This is a genomic window from Rhodococcoides corynebacterioides NBRC 14404, assembly GCF_001894765.1.
GTDB classification, from domain to species: domain Bacteria; phylum Actinomycetota; class Actinomycetes; order Mycobacteriales; family Mycobacteriaceae; genus Rhodococcoides; species Rhodococcoides corynebacterioides.
Map to the genome: position 1 here is coordinate 284,654 of NZ_BCWV01000004.1, position 18,696 is coordinate 303,349.

At 71.6% G+C, this 18,696-nt stretch carries 16 protein-coding genes; 4 read left to right on the plus strand and 12 right to left on the minus strand.

The window, feature by feature from the left end; genetic code table 11:
- Positions 1 to 54: 54 nt before the first annotated feature.
- The 12 genes from murG to RC2_RS10720 all read right to left on the minus strand — a co-directional run bounded on the left by murG (position 55) and on the right by RC2_RS10720 (position 14,609).
- Positions 55 to 1,185, minus strand: a complete 1,131-nt coding sequence (murG, locus tag RC2_RS10665; protein ID WP_068146615.1) for an undecaprenyldiphospho-muramoylpentapeptide beta-N-acetylglucosaminyltransferase — start codon at positions 1,183 to 1,185, stop codon at positions 55 to 57.
- Positions 1,182 to 2,717: a putative lipid II flippase FtsW gene (gene ftsW, locus RC2_RS10670; RefSeq protein WP_068146618.1), complete on the minus strand. Its 1,536-nt coding sequence runs from the start codon at positions 2,715 to 2,717 to the stop codon at positions 1,182 to 1,184. The genes murG and ftsW overlap by 4 nt, the downstream gene beginning before the upstream one ends.
- Entirely contained in the window at positions 2,714 to 4,168 is a 1,455-nt protein-coding gene (gene murD / locus RC2_RS10675; RefSeq protein WP_068147130.1) for a UDP-N-acetylmuramoyl-L-alanine--D-glutamate ligase, read from the minus strand. Before murD ends, ftsW begins: the two co-directional genes overlap by 4 nt.
- A gap of 65 nt (positions 4,169 to 4,233) precedes the next feature.
- Entirely contained in the window at positions 4,234 to 5,313 is a 1,080-nt protein-coding gene (mraY, locus tag RC2_RS10680; protein WP_068146621.1) for a phospho-N-acetylmuramoyl-pentapeptide-transferase, read from the minus strand.
- Positions 5,310 to 6,791 carry a UDP-N-acetylmuramoyl-tripeptide--D-alanyl-D-alanine ligase gene (locus RC2_RS10685; protein WP_068146622.1) on the minus strand — a complete coding sequence of 494 codons (1,482 nt, stop codon included), beginning with the start codon at positions 6,789 to 6,791 and terminating at the stop codon, positions 5,310 to 5,312. Before RC2_RS10685 ends, mraY begins: the two co-directional genes overlap by 4 nt.
- On the minus strand, positions 6,788 to 8,395 hold the full coding sequence (locus RC2_RS10690) for a UDP-N-acetylmuramoyl-L-alanyl-D-glutamate--2,6-diaminopimelate ligase (protein ID WP_068146623.1): 1,608 nt from the start codon (positions 8,393 to 8,395) through the stop codon (positions 6,788 to 6,790). The genes RC2_RS10685 and RC2_RS10690 overlap by 4 nt, the downstream gene beginning before the upstream one ends.
- Before the next feature lie 149 nt (positions 8,396 to 8,544).
- A complete protein-coding gene (locus RC2_RS10695; RefSeq protein WP_371828682.1) occupies positions 8,545 to 10,500 on the minus strand; it encodes a peptidoglycan D,D-transpeptidase FtsI family protein in 1,956 nt (651 codons plus the stop codon).
- Complete coding sequence (gene ftsL, locus RC2_RS10700; RefSeq protein ID WP_245811071.1) at positions 10,476 to 11,252, minus strand: cell division protein FtsL; 777 nt, start codon at positions 11,250 to 11,252, stop codon at positions 10,476 to 10,478. The genes RC2_RS10695 and ftsL overlap by 25 nt, the downstream gene beginning before the upstream one ends.
- Positions 11,249 to 12,244 (minus strand): 16S rRNA (cytosine(1402)-N(4))-methyltransferase RsmH, encoded by a 996-nt coding sequence (rsmH, locus tag RC2_RS10705; protein ID WP_068146626.1) that lies wholly within the window; start codon positions 12,242 to 12,244, stop codon positions 11,249 to 11,251. Before rsmH ends, ftsL begins: the two co-directional genes overlap by 4 nt.
- A gap of 218 nt (positions 12,245 to 12,462) precedes the next feature.
- Positions 12,463 to 12,894 (minus strand): division/cell wall cluster transcriptional repressor MraZ, encoded by a 432-nt coding sequence (mraZ, locus tag RC2_RS10710; protein ID WP_068146627.1) that lies wholly within the window; start codon positions 12,892 to 12,894, stop codon positions 12,463 to 12,465.
- A 621-nt stretch (positions 12,895 to 13,515) separates the two neighbouring features.
- Positions 13,516 to 13,968, minus strand: a complete 453-nt coding sequence (locus RC2_RS10715) for an SCO2097 family morphological protein (protein ID WP_068146628.1) — start codon at positions 13,966 to 13,968, stop codon at positions 13,516 to 13,518.
- Positions 13,969 to 14,132: 164 nt separating this feature from the next.
- Positions 14,133 to 14,609, minus strand: a complete 477-nt coding sequence (locus RC2_RS10720; RefSeq protein WP_169818367.1) for an SAV_6107 family HEPN domain-containing protein — start codon at positions 14,607 to 14,609, stop codon at positions 14,133 to 14,135.
- 245 nt (positions 14,610 to 14,854) lie between these two features.
- Between RC2_RS10720 and RC2_RS10725 the strand changes: the two genes are divergently transcribed.
- The 4 genes from RC2_RS10725 to RC2_RS10740 are packed head-to-tail and all read left to right on the plus strand — an operon-like array spanning position 14,855 to position 18,695.
- Positions 14,855 to 15,517 (plus strand): GNAT family N-acetyltransferase, encoded by a 663-nt coding sequence (locus RC2_RS10725; RefSeq protein WP_068146629.1) that lies wholly within the window; start codon positions 14,855 to 14,857, stop codon positions 15,515 to 15,517.
- The gene (locus RC2_RS10730) at positions 15,514 to 17,121 is read left to right on the plus strand and encodes a phytoene desaturase family protein (protein ID WP_068146630.1); all 1,608 of its coding nucleotides are present in this window, start codon (positions 15,514 to 15,516) and stop codon (positions 17,119 to 17,121) included. Before RC2_RS10725 ends, RC2_RS10730 begins: the two co-directional genes overlap by 4 nt.
- 1 nt (position 17,122) lies before the next feature.
- Entirely contained in the window at positions 17,123 to 17,947 is an 825-nt protein-coding gene (locus RC2_RS10735) for a carotenoid biosynthesis protein (protein ID WP_068147136.1), read from the plus strand.
- 22 nt (positions 17,948 to 17,969) lie between these two features.
- Positions 17,970 to 18,695: an LppM family (lipo)protein gene (locus RC2_RS10740; protein ID WP_068146631.1), complete on the plus strand. Its 726-nt coding sequence runs from the start codon at positions 17,970 to 17,972 to the stop codon at positions 18,693 to 18,695.
- Position 18,696 lies beyond the last annotated feature (1 nt).

Sequence of the window (18,696 nt, forward strand, 5' to 3'; positions counted from 1 at the left end):
TCGAGGCCGGGGACGGGGTTCCGGGCGGGGTGGACACGAGCGGGTTCTCCTGGTTCACGAGTGCGACTTCTGCTGCTGGTGCCGCCGAGCGGTCTCGAGCACGATGCGGGCCACCTCGGTGGCCGCGCCGCGATGTCCGGCGCCGGCGGCCGCGGCCCCCATGCGTCGGACCGCGTCCGGATCGGTGACGAGCGGGACGACGCGGGAGGCCACCGCGTCCGACGTGAGGTCGGCGTCCGCGATCACGACGCCGCCGCCCGCGTCCGCGACGGGGCGGGCGTTGAGTTCCTGCTCGCCGTTGCCATGGGGCAAGGGTACGTAGAAGGCCGGCAATCCGACGGCCGAGACCTCCGCCACCGTCATCGCCCCGGACCGACACAGGGCGACGTCGGCCGCGGCGTACGCGAGATCCATCCGGGTCAGATACGGCACGGCGACGTACGGGGCGTCGGGGGTGGAGGCGACGTCGAGCGTGTTCTTGGGACCGTGCGCGTGCAGCACCGACACTCCGGCCGCGGCGAGCGCGGGGGCGGCTCCGGACACCGCCTCGTTCAACGACCGGGCCCCCTGGGATCCCCCGAACACCAGCAGCACGGGCCCGTCGGCGGGCAGGCCGAAGTGCGCCCGCGCCTCGGCGCGGACGGCGGCGCGGTCGAGGTCGGTGATGGTGGGGCGCACCGGAATGCCGATCACCTCGGCGTCCGATCGGCCGCGGGCGTGGACGCCGGAGTTCGCGACGGCGGCGAGCACGCGGTCGGCGACGCGGGCGCCCACCTTGTTGGCGACGCCGGCACTCGCGTTGGCCTCGTGGACGATGACCGGAACCCGTCCACGCGCAGCGAGATACGCGGGCAGCGCCACGTACCCGCCGAAGCCGACGACCACGTCGGCCTCCACCCGCGTCAGCACGGCGCGCGTCGCGCGCACCGAGCGGACGACGTTCGCGGGCAGCGCCAGCAGCGGCCGGGACAGCCGGCGCGGCAACGGCACCGGCGGGATCAACTCCAACGGGTAGCCGCGGTCCGGCACCAACGTGGTCTCGAGACCGCGCTCGGTTCCGAGCGCCGTGACGCGAACGGCGGGATCGAGCTCGCGCAGGGCGTCGGCGACCGCGAGCGCCGGTTCGACGTGGCCTGCCGTGCCGCCTCCGGCGACGACGACGGACACGGGGGCAGGGCGCGTCATCGGCGACGTCTCCGTTCCGGTGATCTCGGGTCGTGGGGCACGGCGGTGCGGCGGCCGGACGCCGCGTCCGGCTGCGCGCGTCGGGCACCGCGTGGCTGGGCGGCTGCTGCCCGTGGCTGGGCGGCTGCCGCCCGTGGTTGCGGTGCCGCCGCCCGCGGGTGCTGGGCCGTGGCGCGCGGCTGACCCGCGGCGCCTCGGGGTGCAGTCCGGGGCCGGTCTGCCGCTCGGGCGGGCGCACGGACCGGACCCGCGGCACCCCGTCCCTGCAGCCGCGCGCGCTGCGCCTCGACCGGGGAGTACGGCTGCGGGACGGGCAACCGGAGCAGCCGCCCGACCTTGCCGTCGTGGCCGGAGGCGAGGGCGGCGACCGCTTCGGGCTCGTGCCGGGAGATGTTGGCCAGCAGTCCCAGCACCAGCAGGGTGATGGCCGTCGAGGTTCCGCCGGCGGACACGAGCGGCAGCTGGAGACCGGTGACCGGCAACAGCCCGATGACGTATCCGATGTTGATGGCGGCCTGCGCCAGGATCCACACGGTGAAGGTGGCCACGAGGATCTTCATGAACGGATCCGGCACCCGCGCGGCGATGCGCAGGCCCGTGAAGACGAGCAGACCGAACAGGCCGATGACGGCCACGCAGCCGACGAGTCCGAGTTCCTCGCCGATGATGGCGAAGATGAAGTCGTTGTGGGCGTTGGGGAGATAGCTCCACTTGGCCCGGCTCTGGCCGAGTCCGAGGCCGAACACGCCACCGTCGGCGAGGGAGTAGAGCGCCTGACGCGACTGGTAGCCGGCGCCCTGCGGATCGCTGCCGGGATCGAGCCACTGGGCGATGCGCGCGGAGCGGTAGCCGGCGGTCATGGCCAGCACGCCGCCCGCCACTGCCAGACCGCCGACGATGGAGACGAACCACTTGAGCGGTAGACCCGCGAACCACAGCAGCGCCATGAGGATGATGCCGAGAGCCACCGTCGTGCCGAGGTCGGGCTGCAGAACGATGAGAGCGAAGATCACCATCGCGGCGGGAACCAACGGGATCAGAAGACCCTTGAGATCGGCGCGCTCGGCGCGACGCGACGCCAGCAGGTGGGCACCCCACACCGCGAACGTCACCTTGGCGATCTCGGACGGCTGCAGACCGACGCCGCCGATCATGAACCATCCGCGAGTGCCCTGTGCCACCGTGCCGATCCCCGGGATCAGCACCAGGACCAGCAGCACGACCGAGATCACGAACAGCGGGAACGACCATGCCCGAATGACGCGGATGGGCAGCCGCAGAGCGACCACGAACGCCACGACTCCGACGACCGCGAAGATGACCTGGCGGGTGAACATCGTGTAGGCCGAGCCGTCCTCGGCGTAGGCCTCGACCGACGACGCGGACAGGACCATGACCACACCGAGCGTCGTCAGCATGGCCGCCACGGTCACGACGAGGTGGAACGACGCGAGCGGCCGGTCCATCCAGGTGTCGACGGCGCGGGGTGGGCGCACGGACCAGCGGGAGCGGGATGCCTTCGGGCTGCTCATCCCGCGTTCCCCGGCCGGGTGCCGGTGCCCAGATCCGCCTCCGTGAGGTCGGCGACGGCGGCGGTGAAGCTGTCCCCGCGGTGGCCGTAGTCACGGAATTGGTCGAAGGAGGCCGTCGACGGGGCCAGCAACACGGTGGTTCCGGGCTCGGCGCGGTGGGCGGCGGCGCGCACGGCCAGCGTCATCACCTGATCCCCGTTGGTCACATCCGTCTCATCGGCCACAGAGGCATCGTCCCCCGGCGGCACGTGAACCACGGGGACATCCGGCGCGTGTCGCCCCAGCGCGGCCGCGATGGCCTCGCCGTCCCGGCCGAACACCACGGCTGCCGCCAGTCGAGACCGCACCTCCGCCACCAAGTCGTCCACCTCGGCGCCCTTGAGCAGCCCGCCGGCGAGCCACACGACCCGCTCGTGCGCGAGGATCGACGATCGCGCCGCGTGCGGATTGGTCGCCTTCGAATCGTCGACGAACCGCACCCCACCGAGCTCACGCACTGTCGCCGCGCGGTGCGGCCCCACGCGGAACGCCGCCAGCCCGCGTGCGACGGAATCCGCGTCCACGCCCGCCGCGCGAGCGAGCGCCGAGGCGGCCAGGGCGTCCTGCAGACCGGCCGGGCCCGGCGGCTCGATCTCCGCCGACGACACCAGCGGCACGCCGTCGCCGAACGCGCGATCGACCAGCATGCCGTCCTCGACCCCGAGATCGCCCGCGGACGGTCGCCCGGCCGTGAACCCCACCGTCCGCGGCGCCGTCGCCCGCGACCGCAACGACGACGCCACCGCGTCGTCGAGACCGACGACGGCGACGTCCCCGCGCAGGGCCTGCAGCTTGGCCTCCACGTAGGCGTCCATACCGCCGTGCCAGTCGAGATGGTCGGCGGCGATGTTGAGGACCACCCCGGCCGCGGGCCGCACGGACGGCGCCCAGAACAGCTGGAAGGACGACAGTTCGACGGCGAGGACCTCGGCCCGCGGTGACTCCGACCGCAGGGCGTCGAGGACGGGGACGCCGATGTTCCCGCACGCCTGCGACGGTCGGCCGCTCGCCTCGAGAATCGACGCGAGCATCGACGTGGTGGTGGTCTTGCCGTTGGTTCCGGTGACCACGAGCCAGGTGCGGGCCGGACCGTGTACCTCGGCGCGGTCGACGCGCCAGGAGAACTCGATGTCGCCCCACACCGGCACGCCCACGGTGAGGGCGGTGGTCAGCAGCGGCGCATCGGGCCGGAACCCGGGACTCGTGATCACCAGGGCGAACTCGGCGACGGCCGCCCGGTCCGGGGCGATCCGGTCCATGGACACCGTGTCCGCCCCGAGATCCGCGCACGCGGCCAGGGCCGCCTCGTCGGAATCCGCCACCGTGACCTGCGCGCCCAGCGCGTCGAGCGTCGGGAGCAGAGCACGCCCCGACACCCGGCCGCCCGCGACGAGGACACGCCGACCACTCAGGTCGCGAGGGTCGGTGACCGCCTCACTGTTCGCACCGGCCCCGTGGTCGGCTGCACCGGCCACGATCAGTCTCCGACCGCGGCGAGGTATTCGCTGTAGAACAGCGCCAGACCGACGGCCGACGAGATGGCCGCCAGCAACCAGAACCGAATGATGACCGTCGTCTCCGCCCATCCCCCCAGTTCGAAGTGATGGTGGAACGGCGCCATGCGGAACACGCGGCGTCGACTGGACCGGAACACCGCCACCTGGATGACCACCGAGGCCGCCTCGGCGACGAACAGCGCGCCGATCACCACCATGAGCAGTTCGGTGCGGGTCACGATGGAGAGACCGGCGAGCAGGCCGCCGAGGGCCAACGATCCGGTGTCACCCATGAAGATCTTCGCGGGCGCGGCGTTCCACCACAGGAAGCCGATGCAGGCGCCGGCCGCCGCCGCGCAGATCAAGGCCAGATCGAGCGGGTCGCGAACGTCGTAACATCCCGGCCGCGGCTCGGTGGTGCAGGACTGGCGGTACTGCCAGAACGTGATGACCGTGTACGCGCCGAGCACCAAAGTCATCGAGCCCGCCGCGAGCCCGTCGAGACCGTCGGTGAGGTTCACCGCGTTGGACCACGCGCTGACCAGCAGGTAGCAGAACAGAATGAAGACGATGCCGCCCATGGAGACCGTGGCGATGTCCCGGACGTAGCTCAGTTGCACGCTGCCGGGGGTCAGACCTCCCGCACCGTTGAACTGGAGCGCGAGGATGCCGAAGATGACGGCCGCGAACAGCTGGCCCACCAGCTTGGCCGTCTTGTTCAGCCCCAGGTTGCGCTGCTTGCGAATCTTGATGAAGTCGTCGAGGAAGCCCACCACACCGAGGACGGTGGTCAGTCCCAGCACCAACAGCGCCGACACCGACGGTCCGTCGGCTTCGTACGCGATGCCGATCAGGTGCGAACCCCAGTAGCCCGCCCACAGACCGGCGAGGATCGCGACGCCGCCCATGGTCGGGGTGCCGCGCTTGGACTGGTGACTGGCCGGGCCCTCGACGCGGATCTCCTGGCCGAACCCCTGGCGCGAGAACGCCTTGATGAGGACCGGCGTCAGCAGGATCGCCACCGCCAGCGCGATGCCTCCCGCGAACAGAATCTGCCTCACCGGTTCTCCCCCTGCTCCGCGAGGACCGCCTCCGCGACGGTCCACAGTCGCACCGACTGCGATGCCTTGACCAACACCAGATCACCCGGAGCCACCTGCTCGCGCAGCAGCGCGACGGCAGCCTCGGCATCGGGAACCAGCACCGACTCGTCGCCCCACGACCCTTCCATGACCGCGCCCTGGTGCATGCCGTGCGAGGGACGTCCGGTCCCCACGACCACCAGCTTGTCCACGGCCAACCGCACGGCCAGTCGGCCGATCCGGTCGTGTTCGATCACGGAGTCCTCGCCCAACTCGGCCATCTCGCCGAGAACCGCCCAGGATCGCCGTGCGCTGCTCCGGTCGGCGCGAGCCATGGTGACCAGTGCCTTGAGGGCGGCGCGCACCGAATCGGGGTTGGCGTTGTAGGAATCGTTGATCACGGTCACCCCGTCCGGGCGCGTGCGCACGTCCATGCGCCGCTCCGAGGCGGCGCGGGCGTCGCCCAGCGCGGCCGCGATGTCGTCGACGGCCATCCCGCACTCGAGTCCGACGGCCGCGGCCGACAGGGCGTTCGAGACCTGATGTTCGCCGTGCACCTGCAACGCGACCGGCGCGGATCCGGACGCCGTGTGCAGCGTGAACGACGCGCGCGCTTCCGCGTCGGGGACGACGTCCGTCGCGCGCACGTCCGCGCTGCCCCCGTGGCCGTAGGAGACGACGCGTGCGGCGGTCTTCTCGGCCATCGCCGCCACCAGCCGGTCGTCGGCGTTGAGGACGGCCACTCCGCCCGCGGCGGCGGCGGGCAGGGCCTGGACCAGCTCGGACTTCGCCTCCGCGATGTTCTCCCGCGACCCGAACTCCCCCAGATGCGCCGTGCCCACGTTGAGCTCGACGCCGATGCGCGGCGGCGCGATCCGCGCCAACTGGGCGATGTGCCCGCGACCACGAGCCGAGAGCTCCAGAACCAGGAATCGGGTGGTCTCGTCCGCGCGCAGCACGGTCCACGGGTGCCCCAGCTCGTTGTTGAACGACCCCGGCGGTGCGACCACGGTGCCCGCCCGTTCGAGGACCGCACGGATCAGGTCCTTCGTCGACGTCTTGCCCGACGACCCGGTGATACCGACGACCGTCAGCCCGTCGTCGATCAATCCGGTCACCGACGCGGACGCCAGCGCGGCGAGTGCCGTCAGGACGGCGGGACCCGCTCCGGCCGGGTCGTACGCGGGCAGGTCCGGGCGCGGGGTCGGCTCGACCACGACGGCGGGCACCCCCACCGGCCGCGTCGCCAACACCACGACCGCGCCGGCCGCGACGGCGTCGGCAGCGTGATCGTGCCCGTCCACCCGCTCGCCCGGAAGGGCGAGGAACACTCCGCCCGGCGTGACCTTGCGGGAGTCGAACTCCACCGTGCCCGTGACCCGGACGTCCGGATCCGGCACGTCGTGCAGGGTCCCTCCGACGATCTCCGCGATCTCCCCGATCGACAGTGCTCTCATGACCTCTGGTCCTCCCCGCGTTCGTCGATGGACGGTCCGACGGTGGCCAGTCCGTCGATGGCCCGGGCCAGCGCCTCGCGATCGTCGAACGGATGCACGACGTCACCGACCTTCTGACCCACTTCGTGGCCCTTGCCCGCCACCAAGACGACGTCACCCGGACGCGCCCAGCGCACCGCGTACGCGACGGCGTCGGCGCGCGGCGAGATCTCGACGACCTCCCCACGCACGTCGTCGGCGACGCCCATCGCGCCGGTCCGGACGGCCGCGCGGATCAGAGCCGGATCCTCGGACCGCGGATTGTCGTCGGTGATCACCACCAGGTCGGCCGCGGCAGCGCTCACGGCACCCATCAGCGGGCGTTTCTCCGTGTCCCGATCCCCGCCGGCGCCGACGACGACGGCGATGCGGCCCGTGCTCTGCCGACGCAGGGTGGCCAGCGCCACCTCGAGGGCGGCGGGTTTGTGGGCGTAGTCGACCAGGGCGAGGAACGGTTGGCCGCGGTCGACTCGCTGCATGCGCCCGGGTACGTCCACGGTGGCCATGGCGTCCATCGCGACCTGTGGATCGACGCCGACGCGCACGGCCACGGCGGCGGCCACGAGAGCGTTGGCGACGTTGTACCGGCCCGGCAGGCGCAGCGTCGCCGCCACGTCGTGATCCCCCAGCACGGCCCGGAAGGTCTGCGTGCCGTCGGCCCGCACCTGCCAGTCGCGGGCGACGGCCGACGCACCGTCGGTCTCCCCGCCGGTGGACACGGTGGTCACGGGGCCGGACGCGGCCGCGATGTCGGACATCCGACGCCCCCACTCGTCGTCGACGCAGACGACCGACTCGGCCGCGTGGACGTCGGAGTCGGCGGCGAACAGGCGCGCCTTGGCCGCGAAGTACTCCTCGAAGGTGTGGTGGAAGTCGAGGTGGTCCTGCGAGAGGTTCGTGAACGCCCCGACGGCGAAGCGGGTGCCGTCCACGCGGCCCAGCGACAACGCGTGCGACGAGACCTCCATGACGACGCTGTCGCATCCCTGCTCGAGCATCGCCGCGAACAGGGCGTGCAGATGCGGCGCCTCGGGCGTCGTCAGTGCCGAGGGCACCGGAGTGTCACCGATCCGGGTCTCCACGGTGCCGATCAGGCCCGGGGTGCGGCCGCCCGCGCGCAGCGCCGCCTCGACCAGATACGACGTGGTGGTCTTGCCGGACGTGCCGGTGATGCCGACGACGGTCATGGACGCCGACGGATCGCCGTAGACCGTCGCCGAGACCGAGCCGAGCACCGACCGTGGATTCGAGTGCACCAGCACCACGACGTCGGAACCCGCCGTCGTGGTCGCGACGAGGTCCGCGCCCTCCGGATCGGTGAGGACCGCGACCGCGCCCCGCGCGACGGCGTCGGCGGCGAATCGCGCTCCGTGGTGTCGTGCACCCGGCAGAGCCGCGAACAGGTCCCCGGGCAGAACGTCCTGGGCCCGCAGCTCGACGCCGGTCACCGAGAGCTCCGTCACCGAACCGCCGCCACCGCCGTGCACGGTCGCCCCGATCGCGTCGGCGAGACGGCCGATCAGCGTGATCGGAGGCCGCTGCGGGCGGAGGGACGAGCTGGGCACGGTGTGATCGCTCCTGGTTGTCGTGGCGGAAACGGCTGTTCACGCGGTGGTCATGGCGCGCCGGGACGCCGGAACGCGACGTTCCGGCGAGGAGGCCGACGCATCAGATTACCGGCGGGCCCGACCGCACCCCGACCGGTCCGGTCCGGTCAGCCCGCCTGCAACACCAGCCGGTCGGCCTCGGCGGACAGCGGCACGGCGTCACGCTGCAGCATCCACGACGCGATGGAGTGGAACAACGGCGCCGCGGACTGCCCGCCGGAACCGTCCGCGCTGCGCGTGGGTGCGTCGAGCATGATTCCGATCACGTAGCGCGGATCGTCCGCGGGCGCGATGCCCGCGAAGGTGATCCAGTAGCTCGAGTTCGAGTAGCACTTGCAGTTCGGATCGACCTGCTGTGCCGTACCGGTCTTGCCGCTCACCTGGTAGCCCTCGATGCCGGCCTGCACACCCGTGCCGCGCTGGTCGCCGGTGTCGTTCTGGGTCACCGAGCGGAACATGTCGCGCACCGTGCGTGCGGTCTCCGGGCTGACCACCTGCACGCCGTCGGGTTGGGGGGTCTCCGTCCGTGTTCCGTCCCGGCCCACCGTCGCGGAGACGATGCGCGGCGGGATGCGCACGCCGTCGTTCGCGATGGCCTGGTACATCCCCGTCATCTGGAGCAGCGTCATCGACAGGCCCTGCCCGATGGGGAGGTTGGCGAACGTGCCGCCCGACCACTGGTCGCGCGCCGGAACGCTGCCGGCGCTCTCGCCGGGCAGACCGACCTCGGTGCGCTGGCCCAGGCCGAACTTCTGCAGCATGTCCGCGTAACGGTCCTCGCCCACTCGCTGCGCCAACATCAGCGTGCCCACGTTGGACGACTTCCCGAACACGCCGGTGGTGGTGTACGGCGCGACGCCGTGATCCCACGCGTCCTTCACGGTGGCCCCGGCCATCGTGATGCTGCCCGGAACCTGGAGGACCTCGTCCGGGCGCGTCAGCCCGTCCTCGATGGCCGCGGCGGCGGTGACGATCTTGTTCACCGAGCCGGGTTCGAACGGACTCGACACGGCGAGGTTGCCCATCTGGGCGTCGGCGGGGTTGTTGCCCACGCCGATGGACGGGTCGAACGTGCCGTCGTTGGACATGGCGAGCACCTGGCCCGTCTTCGCGTCCAGCACGACGGCCGACGCGTTCTTCGCGCCCGACAGGTTCTTCGCCTGCTGCACCTGCTGCTGCACCTGGTACTGGATGTCGCTGTTCAGCGTGAGCTCGACGGTGGACCCGTCGATCGCGGGCTGCTGATCGCGCCAGCTCCCCGGGATGACCGCACCGTCGCTGCCGCGGTCGTAGGTGCGGGAGCCGTCCGTTCCGGCCAGGACGGGATCCATCGAGTCCTCGAGGCCGAGCAGACCGTGCCCGTCCCACCCGGTGGCCCCGACGATGTTCGCCGCGAGCGCGCCGCCCGGGTACTCACGGATGTCCTGCCGCTCCAGGCCCACCTCGGGAAACTTCTCGGCGATCGTCGCCGCCACCGCCGGGTCGACGCTGCGGACCAGGTACTCGAAGGACGTGTTGCCCGTCATCTTGGCGATGAGGTCCTTCTCGGTGACGACACCGGCGAGGGTGTCCGCGACCCCCGCGGCGATGGCGTCGATGCGATCGTCCGGCTCGGGCGCCGACGGGTCCTTCGCCTTCGCCTCCTCGAGCTCGACGCGCACCCGCTGCGGCTGGAACGTGAGCGCCTTCGCTTCCATGGTGAACGCGATGGGTTTGCCGTCCCGGTCCGTGATGGATCCGCGCGTGGCGGGGTCGACGATGGTCGTCGTCCGCTGACTGGCCGACTGCGCCGACAACGCGGGCGCGTCGATGCCCTGGATCCACAGCAGCTGGACCGTCGCGATACCGAGGATCAGGAACATGGCGAAGCGGCCGTACCGGAAGCGGAAGTCGAACGTCTCCGTTCGCGCCCCACCACGGCGCGAGGGGCCCCGTCCGCGCGGCGCGGCCGGTCGACCCGGGTACTGCGGCCCGGACCGCGCAGGGTACCGAGGTGCGGGGCCTCGGGAGCGCAGGGGCGGCTCGTCGCGTCGCTGGTTCACTGCGTGCCTCCGGTCGCGGATGGGACCGCCACGGGCTGTTCGTCGACCGGTCCGGGGTTCTGCGGCGCTGCGTTCTGCGGCGCTGCGTTTTGCGGCGCTGCCGCGGGCGCGGAGTTCGCCGGCGCCGGCGTGGTCGTGGTGGGGGCCGCGCTCCGGTTCAGCGGTGTGAGCGCCTCGCCGGGCGTGGCGCCGGGCGCTGCGGCGGCGCCCGTTCCGGTCCTCGCCGTCGTCGGACCGGCGGCGCCACGGGTCGGCGACGCCCCGGGCGCCGAGAACGCCGGAGCCGGAGGGCCCGCCGCCGGAGCGGGCGTACCGATCACCTGGACGACGCCGTCCGGTTGCACCACCAGACGGGGAACATCCTTCGTCGGGATCATGCCCAGCTCGGCGGCACGCCGGGCGAGCTCGGGTGCGGACCCGGCCAACTCCACGTCACGCTGCAACGCGGCCGCCTGTTCGGTCAGCCGCTGGTTCTCGGCGCGTGCGTCGCTCAGCCGGTAGGACTCCTCGGCCGCGCGCGTACTGAGCAGGAGTGTGCAGGCCAGACCGATCGCGAGCAGGCCGATGACGGCCGCGACGAACGGGACGCGAGCGGCCACGGCGCGACGATCGGTCGTCGCCGTGTCGACGTCGAGAGCGCGGGCGCGTCGCTGACGCTTCTCGTACGCGCGTCGGGCCGCACCGGTGCGGGCGGGTGCGGACGGGGATCCGACCCGCTCGACCGCGCCGCCCGAACGCCGGGGACCTCCCGTCACGTCCACGGGTGCACTCACGACGTCCTCCTCGCAATACGTTCGGCTGCACGCAGTCGCACGGGTGCCGCCCGGGGGTTGTCGTCGATCTCGGACTGCGGCGCCTTCTCGGCACCGCGGGTGAGCAGCCGGAACTCGGGACCGCTGCCGGGCAGTTCCACGGGCAGGCCCTCGGGGGTGGTCGAGCGGGTCGACGGTGTCAGTTCCTGCTTGACCACGCGATCCTCGAGCGATTGGTAGGACATGAAGACGATGCGACCGCCCACGACCAGCGAGGCCAGGGCCGGCGCGATCGCGTCGTGGAGAGAGTCGAGTTCCGCGTTGACCGCGACGCGCAGCGCCTGGAACGTGCGCTTGGCCGGGTGTCCCCCGGTGCGACGGGTGGCGGCGGGAATGCTGTCGTACAGCAACTCCACGAGCGGTCCACTGGTGGTCCACGGCTGTTCGTCGCGACGCCGCACGATGGCGGAGGCGATTCGTCCCGCGAACCGCTCCTCCCCGTAGGTGCTCAGGATGCGGGCGATCTCGCCGTGCGTGGCGGTGTTGAGAATGTCCGCCGCGGTACGGCCCGTCGTCGGGTCCATCCGCATGTCCAGCGGCGCGTCCACCGAGTAGGCGAAGCCGCGATCCGCGGAATCGAGTTGCATGGACGACACACCGAGGTCGAACAGAATGCCGTCGACGCTGCCGACGTGATCGAGGCCGGCGCGATCCAACGCGTCCTCGATGCCGTCGTACGTGGTGTGGACGAGAACCACCCGATCGCCGAAGGGGGCGAGGCGCTCACCGGCCAGCGCGAGTGCGTCGGTGTCGCGGTCGAGGCCGATCAGGCGCAGGCGCGGGTAGGTCTCGAGGAAGTGTTCGGCGTGCCCGCCCAGGCCGAGAGTGGCGTCGAGGTAGACCGGATCACGATCGCCCGCGGCCGTGAAGGCCGGTCCGAGCAGCTCGTCGGCGCGGTGGAGTCGCACGGGAACGTGAGAGAAGGGGGACGGGGACCCCTGCTGCTCCACCATCTGGATCTCCCGCCGTGTCTCGCCGTGTTCTGCAGTCGTGTCGGTTGCGGTCGGTCTCGCGGTCCGTGTGGAGCGAATGCGCGCGAGGTCCCTGTCCGATCAGGCACCTGGCGTCGGGGAAGTACGTCAGGGTCCTGGTCCGGTACTTGGCGTCGGGGAAGTACGTCAAGGCCCGGTTCGGGCAGAGGCCACGCGGCACTCGCGTCGGCCACGGTCGGCTACAACATTCCTTCGAGCGATTCGTCCACTGCTTGCGAGAAATCTTCTTCGTGCTCACGGGAGTAGGTCTCCCACGACGCCGCGTCCCACAGTTCGAGGTAGTCCATCGAGCCGATCACGACGCAGTCCTTGGAGAGGTTCGCGTACTCCCGGTGGGCAGGTCCGATGGTGATCCGGCCCTGACCGTCGGGGTGCTGCTCGTCCGTCCCGGCCGCGAGGTTGCGGATGTAGGCCCGCGCCCGCGGATTCGACCGCGACGCTGCCGCCAACCGCTCCGCACGCTCGGCGAACACCGCCCGGGGGTAGATGGCCAGGCTGTGATCCTGCCCTTTGCTCACCATCACCCCTCCTGCCAGTTCGTCTCGGAACTTCGCCGGCAACGTGAGCCGGAACTTGTCGTCGAGCTTGGGCGTGTAGGTACCGAGGAACACCCGGCACCTCCCGCTTGCGTCCGTCGCGGCTTGCTCTCTCCGCTGACGGCCACATTACCCCACTTTCCCCCACTTTCAATCACTTCACCCCCTCGGAGTGGTGACATGTCCACGAAAGAGCAGGTCGCGCGCGGTGAGTTCTCGTGGGTGACGACGAGACCGGACGTCAGGACCTGGTTCTGCGACGCTGCTTCGGCAGACGAACAGTGCAGCTCGAGGCGCTTTTCCGTGCGGTAGTGGAGGAAAGTGGGGGCCCGGACGACGTTCGCCGGCTCAGGTGGGGCGTCGTGGGGTTGCGCAGCCGGGCCGACACCCATATCGGAAGGCGCCGTCGGGCGTGAGTGCCCGCCCTCGATCGTTCCGACAGAAATCCCGGCGAATCAGCCGGGTCGCGGACACCGTGGCCCGGCACCCGCGCGAGTTCTGCCACACGATCCGCCTCGACACTGCGGATCCGCGGATTGGCCCCGGATCCCGTGGCGGAACTCGCGCCCTCGAGGCTCGGTGGACAGCAGTGCGGTGGCGGGCACGCACGAAAAACGCCGAATGCGGCGCCTCGTGACGAGGCGCCGCATTCGGCGTGGAGATCAGGGAGTCAGCGCGGACGCCGACCCATACAGGTCAGCCCTGGTCGAAGCGGCGACGGAAGCGTTCCTCCATCCGGGCCGAGAAGCCGGGACGCTTGGCCCCACGCTGACCCGAGGTGCCACGGGCAGTCGGCCCGGGGCGACGGGACGAGGACGGCGGTCCCGACGGCTCGGCACCACCCTCGGACTCCGTCTCGGCGGTGGGCGCACCCGGTTTCCGGACGAGCAGGAGAACACCCGCGCCGAACATGACCGCGAAACCCACCAGGCTGATGATGGGGAACCCACCGGGCTTGACGGGCAGCGCGACGCCGGCGATCAGGAGAACCAGACCGACGACGAAGAGCGCGATGGCTTGGAAGCGGCGACGAGTCGACGCCGCTCGGATGCGTCCGCCGCGCACGGTGGACGCGAACTTGGGGTCCTCGGCATAGAGAGCGCTCTCGATCTGATCGAGCATGCGCTGCTCGTGCTCGGAGAGTGGCACGGTACCTCCCCCGGCACTGGATGGGCTCTCACTCCCGGCCAGAAGTGAGAGGTGGCCGATCGGTCCGGCCACCTGCTGACGATGATACGAGCAGATTCGGTGGCGTACCACCTCGCTGCCACACCAGTATGCGGAAAAATCGGGCGCCGTGGTGGCGCCGCGTCCTACGCGGACTGCGGGACCGCGTCGGGCGAGGTGATCAGCCGGTCCTCGACCCGGTGGAGAAAGCGTCCGACCTGGGTGAAGAACTCGTCGGCCTCCGCCGAGTCCATCCGATCGCCGGACCCCGCCTCGATCGCCGCTCGGACCGACGAGTGGGCCGCGAAGTACGCCGCCCAGTCGGAGAACTCCGGCGCCGCGGACTGCATGCGCATCCACGCGCTGCGCGGCGCGCCACGCTTCGGTGTCGGATCCACCGCATCGAGCAGGGCGCCGGCACCGCGCAGTGCTGCCACGTACGCCTCGAGGAAACGATCGGCGGCCGTGGGCGCACCCGCCGCGGTCGCGAGCAACGCGTCGGCCCGACGCAACAGCGCCGCCGAGCGCGACGGCGGCCCCGCCGGGGCGGGAGCAGGAGCGCCGAAGGACAGCACCGTGCCACGACCGCCGCGGGTGCTCGTCGGAGCGAAGCCTCTCGCCATGGTCGAAACCTCCTCGTGCTCGTACTCGTGCTCGTACTCGTGTGCTCGTACCCGTGTGCCGGTGCGTGGGCCTGCGTCGCGGATCGGCCGTTCTCCCGGATCAACCGTGCTGCGGGGGGCCGCGCATTCCGCGTCGACCTCCGGTGCGAAGAAGATCACGTGGGTCCGACACCGATCGCCGTCGTCGAACGTGTGTTCGATAGAGACAGTACCGCTCCCCTCGCCGACGCGCCAGGGCTCACCGGATGGGTACCGTGACCGTCGTGCCCGCATCCGCCGGGAGCGGAGACGTCACTCTGCTCGACCTCAGCCCGCACGAGATGCGCGCGCGGCTGACCGAGGCGCTCGCCGTGTACGTCGACGCCATGGGATATCCGCCGGGGACGGACCTGCACCGCGCCCCGATGTGGTCCGAGCACATCCTGCGGCCGGGATGGCGCGCCGTGGGCGCGCTGCAGGCCGACCGCATCGTGGGCATCGCCTACTGCTACCGCGGCGATCACGGACAGTGGTGGCATCGGCAGGTCCGCGACGGAATGCGCCGGGCCGGGTGGACTCCGGAACGCGCGGAACACGTCCTCGCGGACTACGTCGAGCTCACCGAACTGCACGTCGCGCCCGGCGTCCAGGGCGCCGGCGTCGGCAGCCGACTGCTCGGCACCCTCCTGGCCGGGCGGAGCGAGCAGCGCGTCCTGCTCTCGACCCCCGAAGTCCATGCCGAGGACAACCGCGCGTGGCGTCTGTACCGACGGGCCGGGTTCACCGACGTGCTGCGCCGATTCCGATTCGCGGGCGATTCCCGACCCTTCGCCGTCCTCGGCCGCGAATTACCCCTGCCCACCCGCAGCTCCGCCGTCACCGGCACCACCACCACCACCACCACCACCACCGAGGAGCCGACCACGTGATCGACGCCGCCGTCATCGGTTCGGGACACAACGCTCTCGTCTCCGCCGCCTACCTCACCGAGGCCGGGTGGTCGGTCCGAGTTCTCGAGCGGGACACCGTCGTCGGCGGGGCGGCGTCCACGGTGGAACGGTTCCCGGGCCACAAGGTCGACCGGGGGTCGTCCGCGCACATCATGGTGCGACAGACCGGGATCATCGAGGAGTTGCGCCTGGCGGACCACGGCCTGCGCTACCTGGACTGCGATCCCTGGGCGTTCGCTCCCCCGCCACCCGGAACGGACGAGCCGGGCATCGTGTTCTCGGTGGACCTCGACGCCACGTGCGCGTCGATCGAGGCAGCCTGCGGACGTCGGGACGCTGACGCGTACCGACGCTTCGTCGCCGTGTGGGGGCCGCGCAGCGCCCGCGTCATGCGCTCGTTCGGCGCGCCGCCCACCGGGCGCGCGTTCTTCTCCTCGTTCTGGGGCATGGACGCGAAGGACGGCCCCGCGGCCTTGTCACGCGAGTTCCTCGCGTCCGGCGACGCTCTGCTCGACCGCTGGTTCGACAGCGAGCGACTGAAGGCCGCGCTGGCCTGGTTCGGGGCGCAGTCCGGTCCGCCGATGTCCGAACCGGGCACGGCCCCGATGGTCGCGTTCAACACGTTGATGCACACCACCCCGCCCGGTCGCGCGGTCGGCGGCAGCGGCGCGCTCTCCGTCGCCCTGGCCACCAAGATCGAGGCCGACGGCGGCACCGTCACCCTCGGCGACGCGGTCACCTCGGTGAGTCGACGAGGCGAGGGGTGGTCGGTCCGCACCGCGAGCGGCGAGGAGGTCCGCGCCCGCACCGTGATCGCCGGATGCCACGTCCTGACGACCCTCGACCTGCTCGACGCCGGCGGCTTCGACACGGCGACCACCGCCTCGTGGCGACGGCAGATCGACGTGGGCCCGGGTATCGGCATGGTGGTCCGGGCGTCGACGACCGCCCTGCCGACCTACCCGAACACCGACGTCGCGGAGTCCTCGCACGGACTGCAGCTACTGGTGCACGACCGCGCCCAGCTGCGCCGGGCCCACGGCGCCGCGTCGGCCGGTGACCTGCCCCCCGCGCCGGTCGTCCTGGCCATGAGTTTCAGCGCGGTGGATCCCTCGATCGCCGCGCCCGGGGAACACCAGGTGTCCCTGTGGTCCCAGTGGCACCCCTACCGCCTGGCGGACGGCCGCTCGTGGCGCGGCGGATCGCCCGAGGTCGCCGAACTCGAGGGCGACCGCATCGTCGCCGAGGTGGATCGGTACGCCCCCGGGTTCGCCGAGTCCGTCCTGCGTCGCCACACGCAGTCGCCGTGGGATCTCGAACAGGAACTGGGGCTGATCGGCGGCAACGTCATGCACGTGGAGATGTCCCTGCACCAGATGATGATGTGGCGGCCGATGCCCGCCCTGGCCGGTATGACCGTGCCGGGCGCTCCGTCCTTCTTCCTCACGGGCGCCTCGACCCACCCCGGTGGTGGGGTGTCCGGCGCATCCGGCCGCAGCGCGGCCCGACTGGCCCTGGCCGACCGTGCCGGTTCACCCGTGCGGCGGCTCGCCTCGCGGCTCGGCGCGATGGTGGGCCGGTGAGATGACCCCGGCGACGCGGACTCCGCCGGTGGCCCTCGGCTTCGCGGTGGCGGCCGTCCTGGCCCAGATCACCTACCCGCTCGCGTCGGGCTCGGTGAAGGACGCCATCACCTTCTCCGTGGTGGCGCTCCTCGCTGCGGCGTGCGTCGCGCATGCCACGCGCTCCCGCGGCGGCGGGTGGGCCGTCGCGATGGTGCTGATCACCGCCGGTATCGGTCTGACCGCCGAGATCGTCGGCACGCGCACCGGCATGCCCTTCGGGTGCTACGCCTACGCGCAGGACCGCATCGGTCCCTCGATCGCCCACGTTCCGGTGGTGGTCCCGTTCGCCTGGACCGCAGGGCTGTATCCGGTGTGGACGGCAGCCACGGTGATCACCGAACGCGCGCGGGCCGGCACCGCGACGCGCATCGGACTGACGACGGTCGGCGTGGTCGGGTGGGATCTCTACCTCGACCCGCAGATGGTCGCCGACGGCCAGTGGACCTGGTGCAGCGCCTTCTCCGGGCTGCCGGGGCTGCCCGGAATCCCGTGGACCAACTACGTCGGGTGGTTGCTCGTCGCCTTCTGCATGGCGGTGGCCATGGAGCTGCTCGGTCGCGTGCGGGCGGAACGGCCCGAGGTCTCACGATCGGTTCCACTCGCGCTGTTCCTGTGGACCTGGCTCGGGTCCGCCCTGGCCCACGCCGTGTTCCTTCCCGACCTCGGCTGGTCCGCGCTGTACGGCCTGGTCGCCATGGGCGTCGTCGGCGTTCCCTTCCTGCTGGCGGTGCGTCGACGCGACGCCGCGCCGACCCCTCCGCGTGTCGATCGACCCGTGCACTGACGACGGGTGATCGGCTGGCACCATGACCGCTGTGGTCACGCCAGCCGAACCTCGCTCCCGCCGTCCCGGTCGTCGTCGGACGCGCCGTCTCGCCGTCGTGACCGTTCTCGCCCTCGCGGCCGTCCTGCTCTCCGGGTGCCTGCGCGCCCAGGTGTCCATGGGTGTCTCCTCCGACGATCGAGTCTCGGGTCGCATCGTCGTGGCGGTGATCCCGACCGCCGAGGGCGACACCGGACCGGGTCTCGACGTGCCCGACAGCCTCGCCGGGAAGATTCGCGTCCAGCCGTACTCGTCGGACGGGTACGTCGGCAGCGAGGCCCTGTTCAGCGACCTCACGTTCGGCGACGTCCAACAGCTCGGCGGGCTGTCGGATCAGGCCGACGGGCTGTTCCAACTCTCCCTGGTGCGATCCGGTGATCTGGTCGCCCTGTCGGGGCAGGTGGACCTGGGCACCGTGCCCGCCGACGGCAGCGACGTCCAGTTCACCATCGCGTTCCCAGCGCGGGTCACCACCACCAACGGCGCCCGCGAGGGTGACAACGTGGTCTCCTGGGCCCTGCCGGCCGGCGAACGCAGCACGCTGCGCGCCGAGGTGCGGTACTCGGATCCGAACACGCGCAGTTTCGCCGGCTGGGCGGGCATCGTGTTCGGCGTGACCGTCGGTGTCGCGGCGATCGTCGGCGGCATGGCCTACGTGTCGCGGAATCCCTCCCTCCGCACGCCGCGCCGCCGGAACGACGCTCGCTGAC

Bases quoted from the DNA above. Each gene is read 5' to 3' on its own strand.
- RC2_RS10720 (WP_169818367.1), bottom strand. From the start codon at position 14,609: ATGGCGAGAGGCTTCGCTCCGACGAGCACCCGCGGCGGTCGTGGCACG.
- RC2_RS10740 (WP_068146631.1), top strand. From the start codon at position 17,970: ATGACCGCTGTGGTCACGCCAGCCGAACCTCGCTCCCGCCGTCCCGGT.
- RC2_RS10735 (WP_068147136.1), top strand. From the start codon at position 17,123: ATGACCCCGGCGACGCGGACTCCGCCGGTGGCCCTCGGCTTCGCGGTG.
- murG (WP_068146615.1), bottom strand. From the start codon at position 1,185: ATGACGCGCCCTGCCCCCGTGTCCGTCGTCGTCGCCGGAGGCGGCACG.
- RC2_RS10685 (WP_068146622.1), bottom strand. From the start codon at position 6,791: ATGAGAGCACTGTCGATCGGGGAGATCGCGGAGATCGTCGGAGGGACC.
- rsmH (WP_068146626.1), bottom strand. From the start codon at position 12,244: ATGGTGGAGCAGCAGGGGTCCCCGTCCCCCTTCTCTCACGTTCCCGTG.
- RC2_RS10725 (WP_068146629.1), top strand. From the start codon at position 14,855: ATGGGTACCGTGACCGTCGTGCCCGCATCCGCCGGGAGCGGAGACGTC.
- ftsW (WP_068146618.1), bottom strand. From the start codon at position 2,717: ATGAGCAGCCCGAAGGCATCCCGCTCCCGCTGGTCCGTGCGCCCACCC.